We start from the raw sequence: 23,938 nt of genomic DNA on the forward strand, positions 1-23,938 counted from the left end.
TGAACTTGTTTCAGGATCTGTTGGCAAGTTGCTCAGATGCTATTTGAATTCCCTTCTTTATACTGGAAGGGCTATTATGATCACATCTTAGGTGGCTAAATAGTGTTGATACATCAGTTTGATACCTTCCTCCAGCTCTATTTTATGTTTCCATCCCAGGCGGTGAAGCTTGGAAGGATCGGTCAGCTTACGCATGGTGCCATCCGGTTTGGACGTATCGAATTGAATCGTTCCTTTGAAGTCAATTTCTTTTTGAATGGTTTCTGCTAAAAGACGGATTGAAATCTCTTTGCCAGTACCGATATTGATGTGGGTATTACGAATTTCATCTCCACAGTCGGCCTTGACATCCTCAAAATCACGGTTCTCCAATATGAAAATGCAGGCTTCGGCCATGTCTTCTGACCAGAGAAACTCACGCAGCGGCTTTCCGCTTCCCCAAAGGTCCAGACTTACTTTTTTGTGGTCGTTATTCGGTTGTTGGATGCCGTATTTGTTCAGGATTGCAAGGATTTCCTCTTCAGCGGCTTCACCGCTAATTCCTTCAATGGGGCGGAGATTAAGGTCTTTTCGAATCGCATCCCAGTGCCCGTCTTCGAGGCATTTGGACAGGTGGATTTTACGAATCATTGCCGGTAACACGTGGGAGGTCTCCAGGTTGAAATTGTCGTTGGGACCATACAGGTTGGTCGGCATTACGGAAATAAAGTTGGTACCATATTGCAGGTTGTAGGACTCGCACATTTTAAGCCCGGCAATTTTGGCAATGGCATAGGGCTCATTGGTGTATTCCAGCACATCGGTCAGCAGGCAATCTTCGGGCATGGGCTGCGGCGCATTTTTGGGGTAGATACAGGTCGATCCCAAAAACAAAAGCTTTTTCACTCCATGCACATACGATTGGTGAATGACGTTGTTCTGGATTTGCATATTTTCGTAGATGAACTGACCACGATACGTGCTGTTCGCTACAATACCGCCTACCTTGGCTGCTGCAAGGATGACATATTCCGGTTTCTCAGTTTTAAAGAAGTCGGCTACTGCCGGTTGGCTTTGCAAATCCAGTTCTTTATGGGTGCGACCAATCAGATTGGTGTAGCCTTTCGTTTGTAGAATTTTCCAAATGGCTGATCCCACCAGTCCCCGGTGTCCGGCAATGTATATTTTTGCTGTTTTTTGCATGGTTGTTTGTGTTCTGTTTTTGTTTTTATTCCTATCTCCTGATATGGTTTTGCTTTTGCGCTATTGTCAGCAGAGTGAAGCAATCGTTAAGCTGATTACTACGATCTAAGGTCTTGTTCTTATTGCATGTGTTGGGGCGTTGCCCCAAGCCTCAAATACTTTTTTGTCTTGATACCAAAAAGTATTCAAAAAAGATCAGGTCAAAGTTATCCTTCTCCGCGCGTCAGGATTTTTTCTTTCCGGCACACTAGCCGGGATATCCGCCAAAAATCTTTCCCACCACCGCCGACCCGGGCTACTTTGACAGGCCTTCGCACTTTTCGCCTGTCGGCGAAGTGGGGGACTCGGTTGTCACATGCAATGAGCTCGTCATCCTGAACTTGTTTCAGGGTTTGTTAGTGGATTGCTCCAATATTGTTTGCAACAGATTACTTCGTCGTTCCTCTTGGCAATGACGTTTTTCGCTTGCGTCATTACCAACAACGTGAAGCAATCTGGCTGACTGAACTTACTCAAAGTAATTGAGGGTGCGGTAACCACCTTCACGCAACCAGGCATCTTTTTGCATGAGTTTGATGTCAGACTTGATCATGTCTTTAATCAAACTCGCTAAGTCATACTCCGGTTTCCAGCCCAATACAGTTTGTGATTTGGTCGGATCGCCAATCAAGAGATCCACTTCGGTTGGACGGAAGTAAGCGGGATCGACAGCAACAAGAGGAATGGAGCTTTCAGCTTTCGCTTTTACCAGTTGCAAATATTTCGCTCCAACTTTCTCAATAAATATTTTTTCATCGATGGAAGTGATGTGGCCTTTTTCGTCACTTCCTTCGCCTTTGAATGTGATTTCCAGTCCAACTTCCTGAGCGGTCAGTTTCACAAAGTCGCGGATTGTGGTGGTAATGCCGGTAGCTATTACATAGTCGTCAGCTTTTTCCTGTTGCAGAATCAGGTACATCGCTTTGATATAGTCTTTGGCATGTCCCCAATCTCGCTTCGATGAGAGGTTACCGAGGAAGAGCTGATCCTGTTGTCCGAGAACAATACGTGCAATGGCACGGGTGATTTTACGGGTTACAAAAGTTTCCCCGCGAATGGGTGACTCGTGGTTAAACAGAATCCCATTGCTGGCATGCATCTTATAAGCTTCACGGTAGTTGACCGTAATCCAGTAGGCATACATCTTGGCAACGGCATAAGGTGAGCGCGGGTAGAACGGAGTGGTTTCCTTTTGTGGCACCTCCTGCACCAAACCATACAATTCACTGGTTGATGCCTGGTAGATACGGGTTTTTTCGGTCAAGCCCAACAAACGAATTGCTTCTAACAGACGAAGTGTACCAATTCCATCGGCATTGGCAGTGTATTCCGGCGTGTCGAAACTTACCTTTACGTGGCTCATAGCGGCCAGGTTGTAGATCTCATCGGGCTTTGTTTCCTGAACAATCCGTGTGATGTTCATACTGTCGGTCATGTCGCCATAATGCAGAAACAAGTTGCGGTTCTCTACGTGAGGATCCTGGTACAGGTGATCGATGCGGTCGGTGTTAAACAGGGATGAACGTCGTTTGATACCGTGTACGATATACCCTTTTTTTAAAAGATACTCGGCAAGGTAAGCACCGTCTTGTCCGGTAATACCGGTAATTAAAGCTACTTTTTGTGTCATTGGATATTGTTTAAATAGTTTGGATATCGAGTTATTTGATGTTATTTAACACATAATGGTGGTTAGTTGTTTTTATTTTGGCTTTAAAGTTATTGCTTTTACCCTAAATCCTATGAAGGGGACTTTGGTCTGGTGGTTTCCGAATTGTCAATTCTGTTTGGCTTGTTAAACCGAACCTTCGGCCGGGCGTTTTGACGGCCTTTGCGCTTTTCGCCTTGCGGCGAAGTGGGGGATTTGGCGTCGATCTGAAAAATCCGATCGGCTGAAAATCCGAATATCTGAAATTCTTGGTTCTACTATCTACTATCTACTATCTAATGTCTTGTTCTCTTTGCCCCAAACCCCAACTACTTTTTTGTCTTGATACCAAAAAGTATTCAAAAAAGATCAAGTCAAAGTTATCCTTCCACGCGCGTCAGGATTTTTTCTTTCCGGCGCACTGCCCGGGATACCCGCCAAAAATCCGTCCCTCCATCGCCGGCCCGGGCTACTTTGACTGGCCATCGCGCTTTTCGCCTGTTGACGAAGTGTGGGACTTGGCAGCCCCAGGCGATAGGCTCGTTATTGTGAGCAAGGCGAAGCAATCTTTCAGCGTGTTGCTGTTGCTAATCTTGATACTTGTATCCGGTGATCTGTTTTCTGTTAAGCAAGAGGTATCCGAATTTTGCGTATTGCATGCTTGAGCTGTGTGGAGATGAAACCCTTGACAGTCAAAAATATGACATAACATATCAATTTGGCCCCTTGTTGATATGTTCTATGATTCTATAGTAATGAGTAATTTGCAGTTGCTTATTAATAATCATTCTATATTATGTATTTCGATAAATGAATTTTGGAGATATCCGGTGATGTGTCGTAACTTGGAACATAAGATTGTTGAAAGTAAACCGCCAGCTGGTCATCAACCATTCCTGCATAGCCGGCCGGATCGGAAGAAGAGGCTGGCGGATCTTTTGCAATATATCACAAAATTTAATTTTACCATGAGTTACCAAGAAGATTTTGAACTCTGGAAAGAACAAATTGAAAACCTCGCTTTAGATGAGGTTAAGTTACCTAACCAGCCCATTGACGATTTTGTGGCGAGTACCGAAGCCCTGGCTGTTGAAGCCAATAAGGATCGGGATGCTTTAATCGCTGCAGGCATGGATCCTACGCTTATTGATGATTTGGTGCCCCTAAGTGGCGCTTTACGTTATTGCCAGGCCAAATGGATGAGCGAATACCGTGCCCGCGAAGATGCCCAAAGAGAATGGATTGAACAGTCGCCGCAAGCTTATGAACTTCGTGATCAGCTGCTGCACCACTTTTCGTTTGCCTATCGTGATTATGACGATATTCAGAATAAGGTGATGCGTATTCGCGAAGGGGGCAGTCATGCCGATATGGTTCAAGACCTGGTGGAGATTGCCACCCTGGGCGAAAAGTATCCGGAGCCACTCAACGCCATCAATTTTGAGTTGAACTTGCTGGAGCAAGCACGCACGGTATCGCATGCTATGTCCGAGTTGTTGGCCGCAGCCAATGGTGCCGCAGGTGAAAGTAGCGAAACCAAACAGATGCGTGACAAGGCGTTTACTTTATTGTTTGAAAAAACCCGTATTATCCGTGATTTTGGACAGTATGTCTTTTGGAAAGACGAAGACCGAAAGAAACGGTATTATGCTTGATTCTATTGGTCCCCGGGCGGATTTGACCCTCCCCGGGGGCTTTTCACCGTCCCCAGCGGGATTTGACCCTCCCCAACGTGAATTCTCCTATCCACAGCAAAAGTTGACCGTCCATAGCGGGATTTCTCCTAGCCACAATGAAAATTGACCGTCCACAATACGTTTTTTCTTGGCCACAGCGAGATTTGATCCTCCCCAACGGGATTTCTCCCATCCATAGCAAAAATTGACCGCCCACAATGTAACTTGTCGTGTCCACGGTGAAGCATGACCTTTCCCGGGGCATTTTCTCATCTGCCAAAGCCAAAAGCTCTGAACCCTTTCTCCTCCTTTTAAAGGAGTACCCAAGCGCAGCACCGGGGGAGGTGGTTGCATGCTGTTGTTGGGACGTTGCCCCAAACCCCAACTACTTTTTTGTCTTGATACCAAAAAGTATTCAAAAAAGATCAAGTCAAAGTTATCCTTCCACGCGCGTAAGGATTTTTTCTTTCCGGTGCACTGCCCGGGATACCCGCCAAAAATCCTTCCCTCCACCGCCGGCCCGGGCTACTTTGACTGGCCATCGCGCTTTTCGCCTTTCGGCGAAGTGGGGGATTTGACTGGCTCAAGCTATGAGCTCGTCATCGTGAACTTGTTTCAGGATCTTTCAGCGGATTAGGGTCTACTGCAATCTGATCGTCCGAAAATCCGAATATCTAAAAATCTTGGTTCTACTATCTACTATCTAAAATCTTGTTCTCTTTGCCCCAAACCCCAACTACTTTTTTGTCTTGATACCAAAAAGTATTCAAAAAAGATCAAGTCAAAGTTATCCTTCCACGCGCGTCAGGATTTTTTCTTTCCGGCGCACTGCCCGGGATACCCGCCAAAAATCCTTCCCTCCACCGCTGGCCTGGGCTACTTTGACTGGCCATCGCGCTTTTCGCCTTTCGGCGAAGTGGAGGACTTGACTGGCTCAAGCTATGAGTTCGTCATCCTGAACTTGTTTCAGGATCTTTCAGCGGATTGCCGCTATCTCACCATTTCATCATCCAAACTCTTGATTCTATTTTTTAATATCAAGTGCCTGGTTCTTGCAGCTTATGTTGGGGCGTTGCCCCAAACCCCATTTCATTTCTTTTCCGATGAATCGAGAGATCCATATAATGCCATTAAAATAAACAATAGAATTATATGAAAAGAAACGAAACGAACATGAATTTTAAGATGTGAAAATTCACAAACAAGCATATTAAAAATTCATCGTGAGTTACATCGAATGCAAATGAAATAAGCAATTTTAATGAGATGAAACAAAGAAAAATCAAGTCAAACCGAACCCTCGGCCGGGCGTTTTGACGGCCTTTGCGCTTTTCGCCTTTCGGCGAAGTGGGGGACTTAGCGTCGATCTGAAAAATCCGATCGTCCGAAAATCCGAATATCTAAAAATCTTGGTTCTACTATCTACTATCTAAAATCTTGTTCTCTTTGCCCCAAACCCCAACTACTTTTTTGTCTTGATACCAAAAAGTATTCAAAAAAGATCAAGTCAAAGTTATCCTTCCACGCGCGTCAGGATTTTTTCTTTCCGGCGCACTGCCCTGGATACCCGCCAAAAATCCTTCCCTCCACCGCCGGCCCGGGCTACTTTGACAGGCCATCGCCTTTTCGCCTTTCGGCGAAGTGGGGAATTAAGCGCCCCAAGTCATGATCTCGTCATCGTGAACTTGTTTCCGGATCTTTCTGGGGATTCCTCACTGCTTGTTAAGTATTTTTTTCCTTATCCTGAAGGGGTTATACGATAATAGCCCCGGACAACGCCCCGGGGAAAAATGCGTTAGTCGTTGAGATGGCGCAACCAATAGGTGTTGAAATGTGCAGAGGTTTCATGCGCCATAATGGAAAACGTCAACCAGGAGCGGATTATAAATTTCAAGGTGGAAAGATGCGGATTGCAAATCCACTCAGCATCGGTAATGGGATTACAAATCCCAGGTTAAATGGTCAGGATTACAAATCCTGACCAGCCCGGTTTGTTTCCTGCCAGAATTTATAGGTTTTCACCCGGTTGTCGAACTTGCCTGCATACCTGAAACGGTATAACATCCATTCTTTTCGACTTCCCGGTTCTGTTTCAATCATTTTTAAAATGGTTTTTTGAACAATACGCATGTTTATTGTCGTTACAAACGACAACCAGCTTCCCCCTCGTCTTAGCGCCAGCGGTGACGAGGGGGAGTTGGAATATTAATTCATTAATTCTTGGTATAAGCGGATTATGTTTTGTGCCATAACGCTTTTCTTAAATACGGTCTGATATCTTTGCTGAGCGTTCTCTCCAAATTTCTTTGTTAGAACGTCGTCTCTGCCCATTCTTATTAATGCTTGGGCCAAAGCGGCTGAATTTTTAGGTTCAACAGTGATACCTGTTATATTATCTTGTGTTACCCAAGGCACTCCGGATCCGTTTATATTGGTTGCTACAATAGGGCAACCAAACGACATAGCTTCAATCAACACGACTCCAAAAGCTTCTGAACGTTCCGTTGAGGGGAGGCAATAAATATTTGCTCTGCGGTAATATTCGCCAAGTTGATCAAACGGAATATTTCCTAAAAGCTTTACTTTATGTTCTAACCTGTTGTTGGTGATTTGCTGTTCGAGTTTTTTGCGAAGTATTCCTGTTCCTCCAATTAAAACGACATAGTTATCAGGTAGTGATTTTGCTGCGTTGATCAAATAATCAAATCCTTTGTAGTAGATTAGTCGACCGATGCTGAAAATTACTTTTTTATCCCGGTATTTTTCTTCCAGTTGTTCTCTGAAATCTTTATTTGAAGGGAATTCACTGTTTGCGATTCCAATTGGGATTACAGTACATTTATCTCGATACGGTGCTAATACTTCGGATCCTTCGAGGTAGTTTGGTGTGGTGACAATGATTTTGTCAGCTCTCTTCAATAGGGCGGATTGAAAGGGACCATAAAGCTTCTTAAGTGTCTTTTGTTTTATGATATCACTATGCCAATGGACAATAATTTTGCCTTTAAATGGAACCGACTGTAGTGCAATAGCTCCCATTGGGTTTGGGACATGAAGATGGATGATGTCGTATTTTTTGTAGATCTTTCTCAATTGTTGGAAGATGGAAAAAGACAGTGGTGACGAAAAGGCAGAAGTAACAGTTGATGAACGATAAATGCAGTATTCCTTTTCTTCAGTTATTGAATTGCGTTTGTCATTAAAGCATAATACATCATTTCTATAACCGAATTTGTTCAGGGTTTCAACGATGTCGAAATTTACCTTCTCGATACCACCCCAGTATGGCGGAAAATATTTCCCTATATGTAATACCTTCATATGATGTTTAGAGTTTACAGATGAAATCATTTATCTTTTGAGCTGATTTTTTCCATGAGAAACGTTGGATATTTTCGTATCCTTTTCGTATCATCTCATCTCGGAGTTTTGTATTAGACGAAACTTTGTCCAGAGCATGAATAATGCTTTTAACCGAATTGGGGTCGATGTACTCAGCTGCTTTGCCACAGGCTTCGGGTAGACTTGTTACATTAGAAGCGATAACCGGGAGTCCGTGTGCCATTGCTTCTAATGGAGGTATTCCAAAACCTTCGTAAAGGGAAGGGTAAACGAAAATCTCAGATTCGCTATAATATTTGTGTAGAGTTTCATCTGCAACGTAACCTGTGAAAACAACGTTGTTGTTAGTTGGTAAATCAAGTTTCGAAAATGAATTTTGTTTTCCTCCAACGACAATAAGCCTGTAATCTTTGTTATTCCATAGAATAAATGCATTGATAAGTCGCTTTAGATTTTTCCTTGGGTCTAATGAGCCTACGGCTAAAATATGTTTATAACGTTTGTTTTTAACTAAGTCACACCTACACGGTTCTACGGCATTATAGATTACTTCTATTATTGAGGGATCGATTTTTAATTTCTTAGTAATGATTTCCTTTGAATAATTGCTTACCGTCAATATAAAACGGCTATTTTTAGCTGTAAACGGTATAAGTATGCGGTAAAATAAGTAGTATTTTTTACTAAACCATTCTGGATGTTCCCAGAATGAAAGGTCATGAATCGTTGTGATTTTGTTTTTATAGAAGACAGGACCTAAGCCTGAAAAATTTAGTAAAATTGGATTGCCTTTTGATTTTAAAAATGTTGGAATTGTGATTTGTTCCCATCGCAATGGGGTGCCGGAACCTATCCGCACAATATGACTGAGGATAACCTTTTCAGTATTGGAAATCGCGCAATTCAATGGGACAAGTATACGAATATCATCGTCTATTTGTATTAAGTGCTTTGTTATTTGAAGTGCAAATTTTTGAACTCCTGTAATTTGTTGGGTGAGAAATTTGCCATTTATATAAATCATAATTGTTCGGATTTTTGGAGTTTCTTTTGTGATCGAGCAATACTTAAGAGAAAAATGAAGAAAAGGATTACTACGTACGATGCATAGAATCGTATATTGACTAATAATAGGGTTCGAAAACTTTGAATGAAGAAAAGAACAAGTAAAGGATAGATATATAGTCCAATTATTTTGCCCGCAATAAAACTATTATAAGCTAACCTTGAGATTCTACCCAGCAAGGCAGCAATTAAAATACCGAAATATCCAAAATCTATGAAAAGCTCCCCCCAAGCTGTGAAATTATTATATTCCTTACTTCCATACCTACTTAGCAAATTTCCTAGAGCTACACCTGTTTCAGAATTTGGTGCAAAAAACTTGTAAAATGTTCTTCCAGAGATGGGGAGGAAATCTTTGGGAAAGCTCTCATAAAGCAATATCTGAAAGTTATTGATTGATGTTGAAAAATACATGGAAAATCTATAGAAGAGGTATTCTACAGGTTCATATTTCTCGTTATAAACAGGGCTCATATAGGATCTAAGGAGTTCGGAGGACCAAACAATAATTAATATAACTAGTCCTGCAAACATCATTTTTTTGATTAGTATAGGATCAAAACGGACAACGATGATAGCTATAGGAATAATGAGCTCTATTAGTGCAATTCGTTCTGCTGTAAAGACAACCCTAAAAACTGATAGAAGTACAATTAATATTGTGAGTCTTTTATATTTAATCTTAGAGTAGAACTTATAAGAAAGAAATGACAAAATAACCGTGCCAATTCCGAAGTTTGTTAAAGTTTTAATGCTTGTTTCTTCTTTCAGGCTTTGACTACTACTTAGCATTCCAGAAGTTATTAATTTAAGAATATAGGCTTTCAGGTTAAGGATTACATCCTTAAACCAAAATAAATATCCAAAAACAGTAAGAAATCCAAAAACAGTTAATGTGATAACAATTATCTGCCGATACCTAGTGTTGATTGAATTGATTTCTTCAGGGGTTCTATAGACTGAAGATTTATAGTTCAAACTTCCAATAACGAATGCTGCCGTAAAAATAAAATAGAGTAGTATTCCCAGACCTGATGAATGTTTTGGAACTTTGGCAAAATCCATCATCAAAGTGCTAGATGTCAGTACAAAAGCCGATAGAGCAATGGTGTTAATCGAGAATACTAAGAGTGAGGGATTTAGATATTTCAAATATTTAGGCATGCTCCATGATTTTAATCAACAACAGACTGTTACTCTTCCATGAATGTAGTTTCGACTTCTTAATGGCTTGACTTTTATTTGGTTTTTCAGCCAATTCTGCATTAGATAGAGCGGTAATAAATTCACTTCTTTCGCATAAAATGACAAACGGTTCATTTTTCTTTTCTAGATCAATGGTGCGTGTTGCAATTACGGTGAGTCCGCATATTCCGTACTCATATAGTTTCATGGGGCTTCGCGAATCGTTAATCTCATTGCGAATAAAAGGTAATAGGCCAACGTGACACTTCTTTAGAACTTGTGGTAAAAATTTATACTCTATTGGCCCCCAAAAAAAACAGTTGGTCTTATTGCCAATCGCAGAATAGAACTTTGAATTTGATACTGTTCCAAAAAAATGAAAATTATAATTGGGAAACCGTGAAGTTATTTGTTTAATTATCTCATAGTCTATGCGATTATCAATAGCTCCAACATAGACAATTTGAAGAGATTTCTCTGAGAGCTTATCATTTAATTCCTTTCTTTTTAGCTCTGAGGGGTCTTCTGATAGGTAAAAATCGCTATCTACTCCATTTTCAATTACTCTTATTGCACTTTGCCCAACTCTGGATTTCTCTAAGTAGTTTTTTAAAGCAGTTGATGTGACTATAACAGTATCTGCCTTTTGTACTATCGCTTTTTCAAATATGGAAGTTCGCTCTGTTGAGAACTCTGGATAGATATCAGTTGCTCTATAAAATAACTTCTTGTAAGCAATAGAATTTGCCATGAAACTAAAAACAGGATTTTCTACAATGAGAAAATCAACAGAGTTAAACTTATGCTTTTGTAATTGATGATGAAAAATTGGAATTAAGTTGTTCTGTTTTTTTAGCGTATAGTTTCTATTGATGAATTTCCCTATAGCATACGGAAATATAGAAAAAGGAATAAATTCCTTGTATAAATAATCGGTCTTGTAAATGCCTTTTAGTGAGGATGAAAGCTTTAGTGCGAATCTTTTTCGGAATGCACTCTTGAATAGATTTATAAAGTGGAAAATAGAAATTGGAGTAGAAATTACAAGCACTTCATAACCAAGTTTACTTAGTTGGTGAGCATAGTGATGACTTCCTACTTTATACACGTCTTTAGAAAAACCATGGGTACAAATGATAATTTTTTTTGGCATAGGCTTTTGGGCTTTGAGAAGTAAGTTCAACAGGATTGCAGTTTTAAGGTCTGGGTCTTAACGAAATAGTTTTAGAAGTAAGGGGTATGGAACCCTTAAAGGAGTAGTGACTATCAGTTTTTGTAATTTACCAGGACAGAAAAAAATGGAACGTAAAATCTGTTCGACAATCTGGAGTATTCCTTTTTGGGGAATTGTTTCCTGAAACTTAACAATACCTCTTTGTAGTGACTTTATAAATGTATCATCTAATGTATGTCGCTCAAAGAAATAACTTTTAAGAGCATTAAAGGAGATTTGGTAAACAAACTTACGATGGAACACAGATATGTTTTTGTTGGTTTGACAGGAGGCATCTGAGATAATTAGGCCCCATGAAGTAAGACTTTTAGTCTTATCTGAATTAGTCATAATTGTACCATCATTTAAGTAATGCAAGTATGTTGGGTTTTTACAAAATGCAATTTTTTTTATATAAAGGGTGGCTTTATAGTTCCAATGCTCATCTTCATGTAAAATGCCTTCTTTAAAACTCAAAGAATTTGAAACAATGAAATCTTTTTTTATCAATTTATTCCAAGCAGTTACTGGTATGGTCCTTCTTCCTAATATATTTCTTGTCAGCCACCTTTTATTGTCTGAATAGTTAGGGAAATCTTTTCTTATTACATAGTTATCGAACTTTTCTCCAAGATGATTTATTCGGAGTGCACTCCCTTGTATATAATCACAATCTGGATTTGTAGAAGCGGTTTTAACCAGGAATTTTATACAATTCGGGAGAATCTCATCATCACTATCGAGAAAATATATGTATTCTCCTGTTGACGCTTCAATTCCTGTGTTTCTTGCGCCAGCAAGGCCCTTATTCTCTTTATGGCGAATAATTTTATAATTGATTTTTCCAGAATATTTTAGTATTCTTCTTTTTAAAATACTGTAGCTATCATCAGGAGAAGAGTCATCAATAAATAAACATTCTATTTCTTCATTATCAAATGTTTGAGTGCAGATAGATTCAAAGCATCGATCGATGTATTGTTCAACATTATATACCGGAACGATAATAGATACTTTCATGATGAGTCGATCTAGTTTTCTGTTTTTATTAATTTGATATTTTTAAAGTCTTTCAACCAACTATCAAAGAATGTACTATTTTTTCCGTAGGAGTTGTCAAAAAAAGTAAGCGGTTTTTTAAGAAGAATGGATAGTATTGCTCCATGTAAGCGGGTTGTATAGACATATTTGTATTGGCTGAGAAAACGAATACCTATTTTTAGTAAGAAGGGCATATAGACTTCATTGGCATATAGGTCAATGAGTTGTGATATTTGTTTGTGTCCAAATCCTATTTTTCTCGATATGCAAAGTCCACGAAATAGTGCATTTAAGATTTTGGTGGGGACTAAGCTTTGGTCCATACTTGGCCATTCTCTTTGGTCTATAGTTTCCCTCTCAGGGAGGTATCTCTTAAAATCGTAATCCTGAAGTTCCTTATCTTTGCGTTTGAAAAATAGGACTTTGTTTTGTTCTCTTTTTGCGTAGCGATTAAGAAATTGATTAGAGATACAGAAAGCCATATCGGGAGCCAAGAGAATATTATTTTTTGAGAAATTATTAACCAGTAGCTTGTACGAAATGTGATCTCTGGCACAAATCGATACATTTTTGTGTTTCCCCATTTCCAAAGCATCTTGCTTAAGAATTTTGTTATTTACGTAATAGACAGTTTGAGGAAGAATAATTATAGGATTCTCCGGAAAGTCTTTCATTACACGGATGCAAAACTCGGTATGCCGACGCCATATATCGCCAAAATTACCACCTCCTTGTAATAGTATGGTTGTATCTTTTGATATCGAGGGCTTATTATAGGTTTCAATCGATGCTCTGTACAAACACTTGTAGGGCATTTTCTTTAAAAACTCTTCAGTTCCTTTCCATATTAATGTGTCTCCAATATTTGTGTAGTAGGGGAGGTCGAGAAAAATGTAATTGGAATTGATAAGAGGTTTGATCTTTTGTATGACAATTTTGGAAAGTTGTCTGTCCATCCTAAAATGATTTATAGTTTTATAAAAGTGATTTTATCTTGTTTTGAACAGCTCTTCGGAAATGAATTACAGAGTATTTGTAATTGACATAGCTTTGTCGAATGGTGGAATATTGTTTATTGTCATCGTATAACTTTTCATTTAAAAATTTTTTCATCGTCTCGGAGTACCAATGTGCTTCCTCTCTGTTTCTTAACTTTCCATATGAAGGGGTTTCTTGTGAGGGAATGTTGCCCAAGGATAGAAAGTGGCTGGAATTAAAACAATAGCCAAACTTGCAGTTTTTTCCAATGGCTTCAAATTTTATTGGTTTTGATAGATCGTTGAAAATGTTCTGGTGAATACCTAGACCATAACAGCCTGTCATCTCACCAGTAACTAAATTCAACTTGGCAGACCAATCTCCTGCATAACAGAACCCAGGTTGCTTTTTATTAAAATTAGATAACGTGAAGTCAAACAACGGCGATGCCATTTCATTTCCAACTTTAATGTACTCTTCATTGGAACCCTTTGTCATTATTTTGAACGGGTATGTACTTTCGTCTCGGGTTAGGGCAACTTGTGGCAGCGCCCCTGTATTTTTTTTTACTAATTCCTTTATTTTTGCCCAAACTGGCATATACTCATCGCTTAAATTGATTTGTACTAAAATTGAAGCGCCAGCGTCTCTGCAGAGTTTTACATTGTTAAAAAAATCGTTCAGTAAGTTCTTTTTTACTAATTCATCATAGTGAAAAGAAAAAGAAATATGTAGTCTTTCAATATCCTCTTTGGCTAATTCAATCAGCTTTTGAAAACGTTTAGTAAGTGTTCCGTTTGTGGTGATGTTTACAAAGTGCCCCTGTCCTAATATTTGAGTGACAATATCAGGTAGTTCTTTTGGGATCATTGTTTCACCTGACCCTGTGATGCTTATCAGAGACTGACCTCCTAGTCTTTCAATACTAAGTGCATTTGCGATATGTATTGGGGAGTAATGAAATTTGGCAGATTCTCCACTTCTTCTTCCTTCTTGAATAACGTAACAGTAACTGCATTTAATATTGCAGGCTGTTACAGGAATTAGACATTCAATAAATCTTTTCATGAATTAAGGTAACTAGTTTGATTGAATTTTATTGCGTATATAAGTAAGTATATAATTTTGGTCACTCTTGTTCAACCCAATAAAATAGATACTTCCTAAACAAGTAATTATTCCAATGGTAGATACAAGTATAAAACGTTCCCACCCACTTTCTATTGATAGAACGAAATAAATTGGTGCAGCCATAGATGTTATTAGGACTATGGTGGCATTGACGAACACTTTTAAAATGAATTCTTTTACCGGGAAAAAGCTCAACTCCTTCTTAATTATTGCAAGGCGAATAATAAGTGCAATAACTGCAAGTGAAATTGAAACAAATAAAGTGCTTTGAGGGGGATATCCCATTTTTAGTACCCAAAAGGAAATAGGCAGATTCAGTATCAAAAATCCACCAACGCTTATTTGGTACCATTTTATTTTCCCAGTTGACTGGATTGCTGAACCGAGCACAAACGTAAATGATTCAATTAGAGAGTTTATAATCACCAGTCGGGTAAATATAATAGTATACTGAGGAACATCAACTAACCAAAGGTTAAGTATAAACTCTGTTTCTAAAATTAGAGGCATGCCTAAAAAGAGAAGTAAGAAATAGGAAAGTTTAGAGCCTTTCATTATCAGAGAAAGCATCTCTTCATATTTCCCACTGGCATAATTTTTAATGATTTGCGGATTCATCGCTATCGTAAAATTTTGTGTAAAACTATTTACCGCGATATTTACTTGAAAGGCAACTCCTCTGGCCGCATTAACTGCAGGTCCGAAAAATATATTTAATAAGAGGTTAACTCCTTGTAGTTTCATTATATTGGAAAAACTCCCAATAAAACTCCAGCCGGAGTAGCTTAATATCTCTCTGAAAAGCCTTGGATGGAATAAAAACTTCCAGGAATATTCATTGAAATTTACTTTGCAATAAATATTGTAGGCCAAAAAGACTAAAATGCTATTAAGTGATAGAAGTGCACCATAGATAACTAGTTTATCAGAATTAATGTAGTCCAAGGTAAAGACAATAATCAACTTCATGCAAACATCATATATTCCAAGGTAGGCATAAATGCTCATCTTTTCGTGCGCTATTATTGAGGATGTTAGAGGTATTTGCAGTAACATAAGTAACGAACTAAAGACCGAGAATTGAAACACCCAGTTAGCAGCAACAAGCCTATCAGTAGGTATTACCATTTTGTTGTTTAGGAACCATAATCCTATCGTTTCGAGCAAAACGAGAACCAATACGGCAATTAGCAAGTTGATTGTTATGAGGGTTTTGTAAATTTCATTTAGACGGCTGTCCTTATTTTTACCAAGTTCGTATGCTAAAAAGCGGGAGCTTGCGGCGCTCAATGCTCCATTCAGAAATACAAACATACTAACCATTCCTCCGACCACATTATAAATGCCAAAATCTTCTACGCCAAGAATTCGAAGGATAATGCGTGAAGTGTAAAGGGATACAGCCATAATTAACATCATACGAATGTATAGCATGATTGTATTTTTGGCTATGCGTTGGTTGCTGGTCGAGATGTATTGAGAGGATTTTATTTGCATTTTGTGCTAAACTGTCGAGAATGAAGGAGGTGAGTTATTTTTATAATTTATACACCTTTTCATCACCCTCTTCAATCATATTTCGGAGGTCGACAATGAGGTGTACGTGTTGTTTTATAAAAAGCGATGTCAAAGGCAGTAGGTTGGTTGTTAAAACAACGCAGTCGGCTTGTGCCAGCGTTTCGGCAGTCAGGGGGATTGAATCCAGCGTTGCCCCCTGTTGTGTTTGTACCGTAGAGATTTAAGGATCGTGATGATCGCTCCACCTTTGTGCGTTACCGTTTGCATGATCTCCAGGGTCGGTGATTCGCGCGCGTCATCGATGTTGGGTTTGTAGGCCATGCCAGGAAGAGGATGCTGCTTCCGTTTATGGCTTGTTGTAAACGGTGATGAGGTTTTAAATCTCTTCAACTGTCGGTTGAGTTACTCCTCTCCGATACCTGTTTTAAAAAAGTCGATTGTCTTTTTTAGTCCGTCTTCCTGCTTATGCTGAGGGATCCAGTCATTGAGTTTTTCGTAGGCCGTTTTGGGGGCTGAGCCGCTTAGCTGGTAGCTTGGGTGTGGCGGTTTAAACCGTTCACGCCGGGCGTTTTGACGGCCATCGCACTTTTCGCCTGTTGGCGAAGTTGGGGGGATTGACTGCCCCTTGCAAATGGCTCGTCATCCTGAACTTGTTTCAGGATCTTTCAGCGGATTACTCTTTCTTATCTTGGATCTTGGTTCTAGTATCTTGGTTAATTTTCTTCACGCTTTTATCACTTAGGCGGAACTCTATTCCCTTGTTTTCTAATCATAACCCTCGTAGACCGCGCTTTTCGCCTTTCGGCGAAGTGGGGGACTTAGCGTCGATCTGAACATCTGAAAATCGCTGATCGTCTGAATAACCGAAAATCCGATAATCCAATCATCGGGCTATCCGGCTATCCGATCATCCGATCATCCGGACTCTTGTTGCTACACGGCTAGCCTTTCCCGATGCTCTTCAATTCAAAACCGATTTCTGCCAGTGTTTCCCGATCGAGGATATTCCGTCCGTCAAAGATAAAGGCAGGTTTCAGCATTTGGTTGTACACTTGTTGCCAGTCGTATGTTTTAAACTCGTCCCATTCGGTGAGGATGGCTACGGCATGGGCGTTGGTGATGGCTTCGTAGGGATCGTTGTGAACGGTGACGAGATTTTCAATCTCTTTAGTTGTTAGCGGAGAGACGTCCTGTAGGGTGTCAGTACGTCTGTGGCTCTGCAGGTACTCGATATCTGCAATGATACGTGCTTGGGTTACTTGTGGGTCGTACACGTGAATTTCGGCGCGATCTTGCAGGAGCTCGTCAGCGACATAAATGGCGGCTGATTCGCGGGTGTCGTTGGTGTCTTTTTTAAAGGCCCAACCCAGAAAAGCGATTTTCTTTCCGGACACGGTGTTGAACAGGCTGTCGATAATTTGCTTGGCAAAACGGTGTTTTTGGTAGTCGTTGAGCTTAACCACCTGTTCCCAATATTCGGCTACCTCGGGCAGGTTAAAATGATGACAGAGGTATACGAGGTTTAAAATGTCTTTCTGAAAACAAGAGCCCCCAAAGCCCACCGATGATTTCAGGAATTTAGAACCGATACGGGTATCCATTCCAATGGCACGGGCTACTTCATCGACATCGGCTCCGGTACGTTCGCACAGGGCGGAGATGGAGTTGATGCTGGAGATGCGTTGTGCCAAAAAGGCGTTGGCTGTTAGTTTCGATAGTTCGGACGACCAGATGCGGGTGGTCAGGATCTTTTCGCGCGGAATCCAGTTGGCATAGATGTTGGCTAAAGCCCGCTCGGCTTGTTTCCCGGCTTCGGTGTCTTCGCTGCCAATGAGTACCCGGTCGGCATTGTGCAGGTCGGGAATAGCTGTTCCCTCGGCTAAAAACTCGGGGTTGGACAGCACCGCAAATTGTGGAGGTGTTCCTTGTTTTCCCTTGGCATTGTCTAAGATGGTACGGATGGCCTGGGCAGTACGAACGGGCAAGGTGGATTTCTCGACCACAATCTTATTGCCGGTAGATACTTCGGCGATCTGACGGGCGCAGAGCTCCACGAACTTCAGGTCGGCAGCCATGCCTTTACCTACGCCATAGGTTTTGGTGGGGGTGTTCACCGATATAAAGATCATTTGCGACTCTTTGATGGCTCCTTCCACATCGGTGGAGAAGAACAGGTTGCGGCCCCGTGCTTCAGCGACCACCTCGGGAAGCCCGGGTTCGTATACCGGCAGCTTGCTGAGGTCTTCATCATTCCAGTCGGCTATGCGTTGTGGGTTGATATCAACGACTGTTACTTTAATGTGTGGGCATTGTTGGGCGATGACCGCCATGGTTGGCCCTCCGACGTATCCTGCACCAATGCAGGCAATTTTTGTTATTTCAGTTGGAAACATATTTGTGTGTTTTGAGTTGAGTTTTCGAGTTTCGAGTTTTGAGTTTCGGGTTTTGGGTTGTTTGCTTTTGATTATCGGTTGTTGGTTGTTTGTTCTTTTGTTTTTAGCCCCTGTATTTCCTGAAGGGGACTTAGCGTCGATCTGAAAAATCCGATCGTCTGAAAATCTTGGTTCTAATATCTAATGTCTAATGTCTTGTTCTCTTTTCCCCAAACCCCAATTACTTTTTTGTCTTGATACCAAAAAGTAATCAAAAAAGATCAAGTCAAAGTTGTCTTTTCAGGCGGAACCTGATTTTTGTCTTGACACAAAAACCAGGAAAAAAAGTCAAGGCTGACGATGCTTTTGAAAGAAACGAACATGAAATTTAATCTGCGATATTTCACAAACAAGCATGATTAAATTTCATCGGGAGTTCCATACGTTACCATTGAAAATAAAAAATATAAACGGATGAAAACCGGCGGGTCAGTCACTTCCCGAAAACCAAACTCCTCCTTGCAGTCGTCATTTGTTTATTTGTTTGTTTACTTGCGTGAGTTAGTAAACTCATGCCATCGTTCTTAATGCTTGTGTTGGGGCGTTGCCCTAAACCCCGGTTATGTTTTTGTCTTTTCAGGCGGAACCTGATTTTTGTCTTGACACAAAAACCAGGAAAAAAGGTCAAGGCAGACGATGCTTTTGAAAGAAACGAACATGAAATTTAATCTGCGATATTTCACAAACAAGCATGATTAAATTTCATCGGGAGTTCCATACGTTACCATTGAAAATAAAAAATATAAACGTATGAAAACTACGGGTCAGTCACCTCCCGAAAACCAAACTCCTCCTTTCAGTCGTCAAACAAGGTTTTCTTAGCAAGTGCCATTGCTGTTTCCTTCCCTTGTTTTCTAATCAAAACCCTCGTAGGCCGCACTTTTCGCCTGTTGGCGAAGTGGGGGACTTGGCTGTCCCAAGCGATAGAGTCGTCATCCTGAACTTGTTTCCGGATCTTTTAGCGGATTGCCGTTATCTCACCATCCAACCCTCTGGTCATCCGAAAATCTGATTGTCTATAAATCTTGATTCTGGTATCTTGGATCTAATTCTCCTTACTCGTTCCAGCGTTGTTTGATGGTGCTCATAAATTGTCGTCCGAAGACGATGCCAACACCAATGATGCCTCCCAGGAAGATCCAGATGAACAGGATGAGTGGTCGGTTTGGTTTTGACTTCTCGAGAGGAACACGTACCGGTTCTACGATGGTGAGTACCGGCGCATCTTCTTTCACCTTAATTTGTGCTTGCTCCAATTGTTTGGCCAGTTCAGAATATACCGAAAAGGCAATGTTGTATTCACTTTGCAGGCGTTCGACTTCTGTTTGCGCCATGGCCGAGGATACGTTTTTATTTTGATCGCGAAAGCGGGCCAACCGTTTTTGAGCCTCTAAAAACTCTTCTTTCTTTTCCTGGTAACGATCTTTGATGAAGTCGAGCTGCTCCTGTGCTTTTTGGATTCGGTAGGTGGTGATGTATTTTTGCAAAAGAACTTGCGCTTTATGGGCTACCTGAGCTGCCAACCGGGCATCAGGAAAGTTGGACGAAAGGGTCAGTATCCCTTCTTTATCATTGACCTCTAATGACAATTGTTCATTGAGAGATTTGATGACTTCGTCTTCCTCTTCGGATAATGTAATAAGCTGGTTATCGGTTATTGGTTGTTGGTCGTCGGTTGTTGGTTTTAGAGCGCCGATGATGACTCCGGGTAAACCGATTGTATATTTCTTGACATTGCTCAATACGCCTGCCTTTTTGTATTCGGTGTAGTATTCGAATAAGGTAACCGGTTGATCGATGCCGTCAATTTGAAAGCTGCTGTTCATTAATTCGAGTCGAAAAGGAACGGACTGCATGATTTTCGGATAGACCATGGGGGAGAGCGTTTCTGTACCGCTGCTCATATCCATGTTAAATCCGGCCATTGCAGCTAGCGAGGACAGGCCTCCTAATTTTGATCCTCCGGACTGGGCACTTTGCGGAACCATGGTGGTTTGTACCGTGTACTCCTTGGGTGTGAGTATGGCAATAAGCAGTCCCAGTACCGCACCAATAAGGATATACGTGATGATGGTACGGCGGCCATCCCAAAGGTCTTTTACCAGAGCAATCAAGTCGATTTCGTCGTTGTTGGCAGCTGACTGTTGTGTGGGCGTGTTTTCTTGATTTGTTGTCATGTTGGTTATTTGATGTCTGTTGTTTGCTGTTGTTGGGACGTTGCCCCAAAACCCATTTCATTTCTTTTCCGATGAATCGAAAGATCCATATAATGCCATTAAAATAAACAATAGAATTATATGAAAAGAAACGAAACGAACATGAATTTTAATCTGCGATATTTCACAAACAAGCATATTAAAATTCATCGTGAGTTACATCGAATGCAAATGAAATAAGCAATTTTAATGAGATGAAACAAAGAAAAATCAAGTCAAACCGAACCCTCGGCCGGGCGTTTTGAAGGCCCTCGCGCTTTTCGCCTTGCGGCGAAGTGGGGGATTGACTGCCCCAAGATTATAGTGCCGGGCCCTTTCTCCTCCTATTTAAGGAGGAGTACCCAAGCGTAGCGCCGGGGGAGGTGGTTGTTTCCTTGTGTTGGGCCGTTTCCCCAAACCCCGGTTATGTTTTTGTCTTTCCAGACGGGACCTGATTTTTGTCTTGACACAAAAACCAGGAAAAAAAGTCAAGGCTGACGATGCTTTTGAACGAAACGAACATGAAATTTAATCTGCGATATTTCACAAACAAGCATGATTAAATTTCATCGGGAGTTCCATACGTTACCATTGAAAATAAAAAATATAAACGGATGAAAACCGGCGGGTCAGTCACTTCCCGAAAACCAAACTCCTCCTTGCAGTCGTCAAACAGGGTTTTCTTAGCGAGTGCCATTGCTGTTTCCTTCCCTTGTTTTCTAGATCAAAACCTTCGTAGGCCGGGCTTTTCGCCTGTTGGCGAAGTGGGGGACTTGGCTGTCCCAAGCGATAGAGTCTTCATCCTGAACTTGTTTCCGGATCTTTTAGCGGATTGCCGCTATCTCACCATCTCACCATCCAACCCTCTGGTCATCCGAAAATCTGATTGTCTATAAATCTTGATTCCAGCATCTTGGTCTAATATCTTAAATCTGAATATCCGGCTTCTGTTGTTTTATCTCAGCACCGCTGTAATGGCAATGGCCAGAGAGGATAGGGCACTGGTAATTGAAATCCATTTTCCGGTTTGATCCGGGCGATTGTTTTCGGGTTTTCGGGGAACAATGATTTCTGTTCCAGCGTTGACCTCCGGATAATTTTTAAACAAAAATCCATGGGTGGAGGCTGTTGTTCCATTAGGGTACTTTACGTAAACTTTCCGCTTGCGTGTATCTTCGTCGAAGCCACCTGCTTTATCGACATAATACAATACTGATTTGCCGGGTTCAAAAGTCAGCGATAGTGGATTCAGGACATTACCACTCACTTTTACAGTTTGTAAGCGTTTGGGTATACTGAGTACATCCCCGTTCATCAAAAAAAGATCGTTTCGGCTATTCGGGTTGTTGATAATCTCTTGCAGCTCAATGCCAACAACCTCGCTGCCCAGGGTCTCGTTGTTGCGCCTGAAGATAGCTCCTTGTGGAAATGCATCGGGTGTAAGTCCTCCCGCTTTACTTAGCAGGTCGGTAATTCTCATGCCCCGGGTGTTTAGGGCATATTCGCCGGCCCGTATTACTTCGCCCTGAATGTATACTTCCCCGGGTTGCATGTATCCGGGAGCTGTTGGCACTGAGATGCGGTCGGACGGCTGGATCAGAAACCGGCCGGTTGGTGAATCCATGTTCAGCTTGCGGTCTAAGGAGAAATAGAAGGTGTAACGCAGGGTATCACCGTACTCAGCTTCTTTTTCGGGACCTAAGCGACGCGATACTTCAATGGCGGTGCTGTCGGCTCCTTCTCTAAATCCGTCGGCCAGGTAAATGACGTCGCGCAAGGTCATCCCATCCATATAGGAGAAAGATCCCGGGTTGTTGACCTGGCCTGAAACGCGCACGGTCTCCGGCTCTTCCAGTTGGAAGTGTGACTTTATCCGGATCTCATCTTCGGGTTGAAGAAAAATGTCCTGTGTGCCGTTGAGGATATCTTTGAGTTCAAAAGTAATCAGCTTGGTCGACAGGTCGTCATTATAACGAATAAGATGCCCACCTTTTAAATAGGCATCGGGTGTAATGCTGTCGGCCCTGGAGATTAACTCCGAGAGTTTGAAGTTGTTGGTCAGCTCATATTCTCCGGGACGTAGGACGGAACCGCTGATGGTTACCCGGTTGGCAAAAGAATTCAGAATTTTTGATGCGATTAACCGGTCGCCGTTTTTAAGTTTCATGGATGAAATCTGATCTTCTGTAAAGTCTTTGATTTCCATTCCTTCCTGTGTTTTCCGGTAAAGCTTCATGCGGTGGGTATAGGTTTCATCTGTATAACCTCCGGCATAGGTGATTAGCTGTGACAGTTTTTCATTTTCTTTGAGCTCAAACTGACCGGTTCTTTTAAAAGCCCCATCCACCTGAACTTGCTTGAGAGTGGTTGGAATAAAGATAATATCTTCATCCTGTAAAATGATATTTTCTGACAGGTCGCCACCAAGCAGGTATTTGTAGATGTCGATGGTTTTAAAAAGCTGGTTGTTTCGTAACAGTTGGATTTCGCGAAATGAACCAATGCTGTTGGGGCCGCCCGAGAGGTACAAGGCATTGAAAATACTGGCTGTTGCCGGTAGTGTATATGAACCGGGGGTTTGCGCTTCACCAATGATGTTGACTTTGATGGAGCGCATTTTGCCTAAGTCGATCTGTGCAAAGGTACTGGGCTTTTGGCCTTTCATATCAGCATAAATGGTCGATAGCTTGCCGGTTAATTTTTGTTCTGCATCGGCAAAAGGGAGTCCGGCAATATTAACCGGGCCAATATCGGGGATAATGACCTGCCCGTTTCTATTTACAATCAGTTGATAGGATGCTTGCGAGTTGCCCCAAATGACAATCAGGATTTGATCCCCAATGTTAATGCGATAGTTTTTTGGAGTCGGCAGATTGGGGTTGGGCTCAAAACTAACATTACTTCTCCTGAAAAGGAACGCACCAAACCGGGTGTTCCGGGGAGTGTTGATCGCAGCCTTTTGGGTGGTTGTTGTCTCTTCATCTGCCGTGTTTTCTTCTACACCTTCTTCCAGCATTTGCGAGTCGTCCATCGGTGATTGTTGGTTGTCCAGACCGTCCATCCTGTTGAGCATATCCTGAATCTGTTGCTCACTGGCTCCTTTTTGTCGGGCCACCTCAATAGCGGCTTCGCGCGACAATCCACTCTGATCAAGCGTTTCTTTGGCTTTCTTGACTTGGTCATTGCTCAGCTCCTTCACATTAATATTTTGAGGAACCTCTTGCCCTTTCAATTGAATAGCAAAGCAGATAAATACCAGAAATAGGAGAGATGACAAGAATTTCATGATGGTG

At 41.4% G+C, this 23,938-nt stretch carries 16 protein-coding genes; 1 reads left to right on the forward strand and 15 read right to left on the reverse strand.

Translation table 11 applies throughout. The features are described from left to right. Positions 1–87 precede the first annotated feature (87 nt). Both GR929_RS06500 and gmd read right to left on the reverse strand, forming a co-directional pair. Complete coding sequence (locus GR929_RS06500; RefSeq protein ID WP_159518128.1) at positions 88–1,182, reverse strand: GDP-L-fucose synthase family protein; 1,095 nt, start codon at positions 1,180–1,182, stop codon at positions 88–90. A 508-nt stretch (positions 1,183–1,690) separates the two neighbouring features. Beyond that, positions 1,691–2,851, reverse strand: coding sequence for a GDP-mannose 4,6-dehydratase (gmd, locus tag GR929_RS06505; RefSeq protein ID WP_159518129.1), 1,161 nt, complete (start codon positions 2,849–2,851; stop codon positions 1,691–1,693). 986 nt (positions 2,852–3,837) lie between these two features. Between gmd and GR929_RS06510 the strand changes: the two genes are divergently transcribed. Further along, entirely contained in the window at positions 3,838–4,524 is a 687-nt protein-coding gene (locus GR929_RS06510; protein ID WP_159518130.1) for a hypothetical protein, read from the forward strand. Positions 4,525–6,513: 1,989 nt separating this feature from the next. Here GR929_RS06510 and GR929_RS21985 read toward each other — a convergent pair. The 13 genes from GR929_RS21985 to GR929_RS06570 all read right to left on the reverse strand — a co-directional run bounded on the left by GR929_RS21985 (position 6,514) and on the right by GR929_RS06570 (position 23,931). Further along, positions 6,514–6,645 carry a hypothetical protein gene (locus tag GR929_RS21985; RefSeq protein ID WP_262886039.1) on the reverse strand — a complete coding sequence of 44 codons (132 nt, stop codon included), beginning with the start codon at positions 6,643–6,645 and terminating at the stop codon, positions 6,514–6,516. Between the two features lie 105 nt (positions 6,646–6,750). After that, positions 6,751–7,866 (reverse strand): glycosyltransferase, encoded by a 1,116-nt coding sequence (locus GR929_RS06515; protein WP_159518131.1) that lies wholly within the window; start codon positions 7,864–7,866, stop codon positions 6,751–6,753. Between the two features lie 7 nt (positions 7,867–7,873). Then, a complete protein-coding gene (locus GR929_RS06520) occupies positions 7,874–8,911 on the reverse strand; it encodes a glycosyltransferase family 4 protein (protein ID WP_159518132.1) in 1,038 nt (345 codons plus the stop codon). Continuing rightward, the gene (locus GR929_RS06525) at positions 8,908–10,116 is read right to left on the reverse strand and encodes an O-antigen polymerase (protein WP_159518133.1); all 1,209 of its coding nucleotides are present in this window, start codon (positions 10,114–10,116) and stop codon (positions 8,908–8,910) included. The genes GR929_RS06520 and GR929_RS06525 overlap by 4 nt, the downstream gene beginning before the upstream one ends. After that, positions 10,109–11,290 (reverse strand): glycosyltransferase, encoded by a 1,182-nt coding sequence (locus GR929_RS06530; protein ID WP_159518134.1) that lies wholly within the window; start codon positions 11,288–11,290, stop codon positions 10,109–10,111. Before GR929_RS06530 ends, GR929_RS06525 begins: the two co-directional genes overlap by 8 nt. A 57-nt stretch (positions 11,291–11,347) precedes the next feature. Beyond that, positions 11,348–12,370, reverse strand: a complete 1,023-nt coding sequence (locus tag GR929_RS06535) for a glycosyltransferase family 2 protein (RefSeq protein ID WP_159518135.1) — start codon at positions 12,368–12,370, stop codon at positions 11,348–11,350. An 11-nt stretch (positions 12,371–12,381) separates the two neighbouring features. Further along, a complete protein-coding gene (locus GR929_RS06540; RefSeq protein ID WP_159518136.1) occupies positions 12,382–13,347 on the reverse strand; it encodes a polysaccharide pyruvyl transferase family protein in 966 nt (321 codons plus the stop codon). A 19-nt stretch (positions 13,348–13,366) separates the two neighbouring features. Beyond that, positions 13,367–14,437, reverse strand: coding sequence for a radical SAM protein (locus GR929_RS06545; RefSeq protein WP_159518137.1), 1,071 nt, complete (start codon positions 14,435–14,437; stop codon positions 13,367–13,369). A 12-nt stretch (positions 14,438–14,449) separates the two neighbouring features. After that, positions 14,450–15,934 (reverse strand): lipopolysaccharide biosynthesis protein, encoded by a 1,485-nt coding sequence (locus GR929_RS06550; protein WP_201300920.1) that lies wholly within the window; start codon positions 15,932–15,934, stop codon positions 14,450–14,452. Positions 15,935–16,186: 252 nt separating this feature from the next. Continuing rightward, positions 16,187–16,339 (reverse strand): Rossmann-fold NAD(P)-binding domain-containing protein, encoded by a 153-nt coding sequence (locus GR929_RS22130; protein ID WP_394366232.1) that lies wholly within the window; start codon positions 16,337–16,339, stop codon positions 16,187–16,189. Between the two features lie 620 nt (positions 16,340–16,959). Further along, positions 16,960–18,411 (reverse strand): UDP-glucose 6-dehydrogenase, encoded by a 1,452-nt coding sequence (locus GR929_RS06560; protein WP_159518140.1) that lies wholly within the window; start codon positions 18,409–18,411, stop codon positions 16,960–16,962. A gap of 1,094 nt (positions 18,412–19,505) precedes the next feature. Continuing rightward, entirely contained in the window at positions 19,506–20,627 is a 1,122-nt protein-coding gene (locus tag GR929_RS06565) for a Wzz/FepE/Etk N-terminal domain-containing protein (protein WP_159518141.1), read from the reverse strand. 973 nt (positions 20,628–21,600) lie between these two features. Then, complete coding sequence (locus GR929_RS06570; protein ID WP_159518142.1) at positions 21,601–23,931, reverse strand: SLBB domain-containing protein; 2,331 nt, start codon at positions 23,929–23,931, stop codon at positions 21,601–21,603. Between the last annotated feature and the right edge of the window lie 7 nt (positions 23,932–23,938).

This window comes from Sunxiuqinia indica (genome assembly GCF_009847015.1).
In the GTDB taxonomy this organism is placed as follows: Bacteria; Bacteroidota; Bacteroidia; order Bacteroidales; family Prolixibacteraceae; genus Sunxiuqinia; species Sunxiuqinia indica.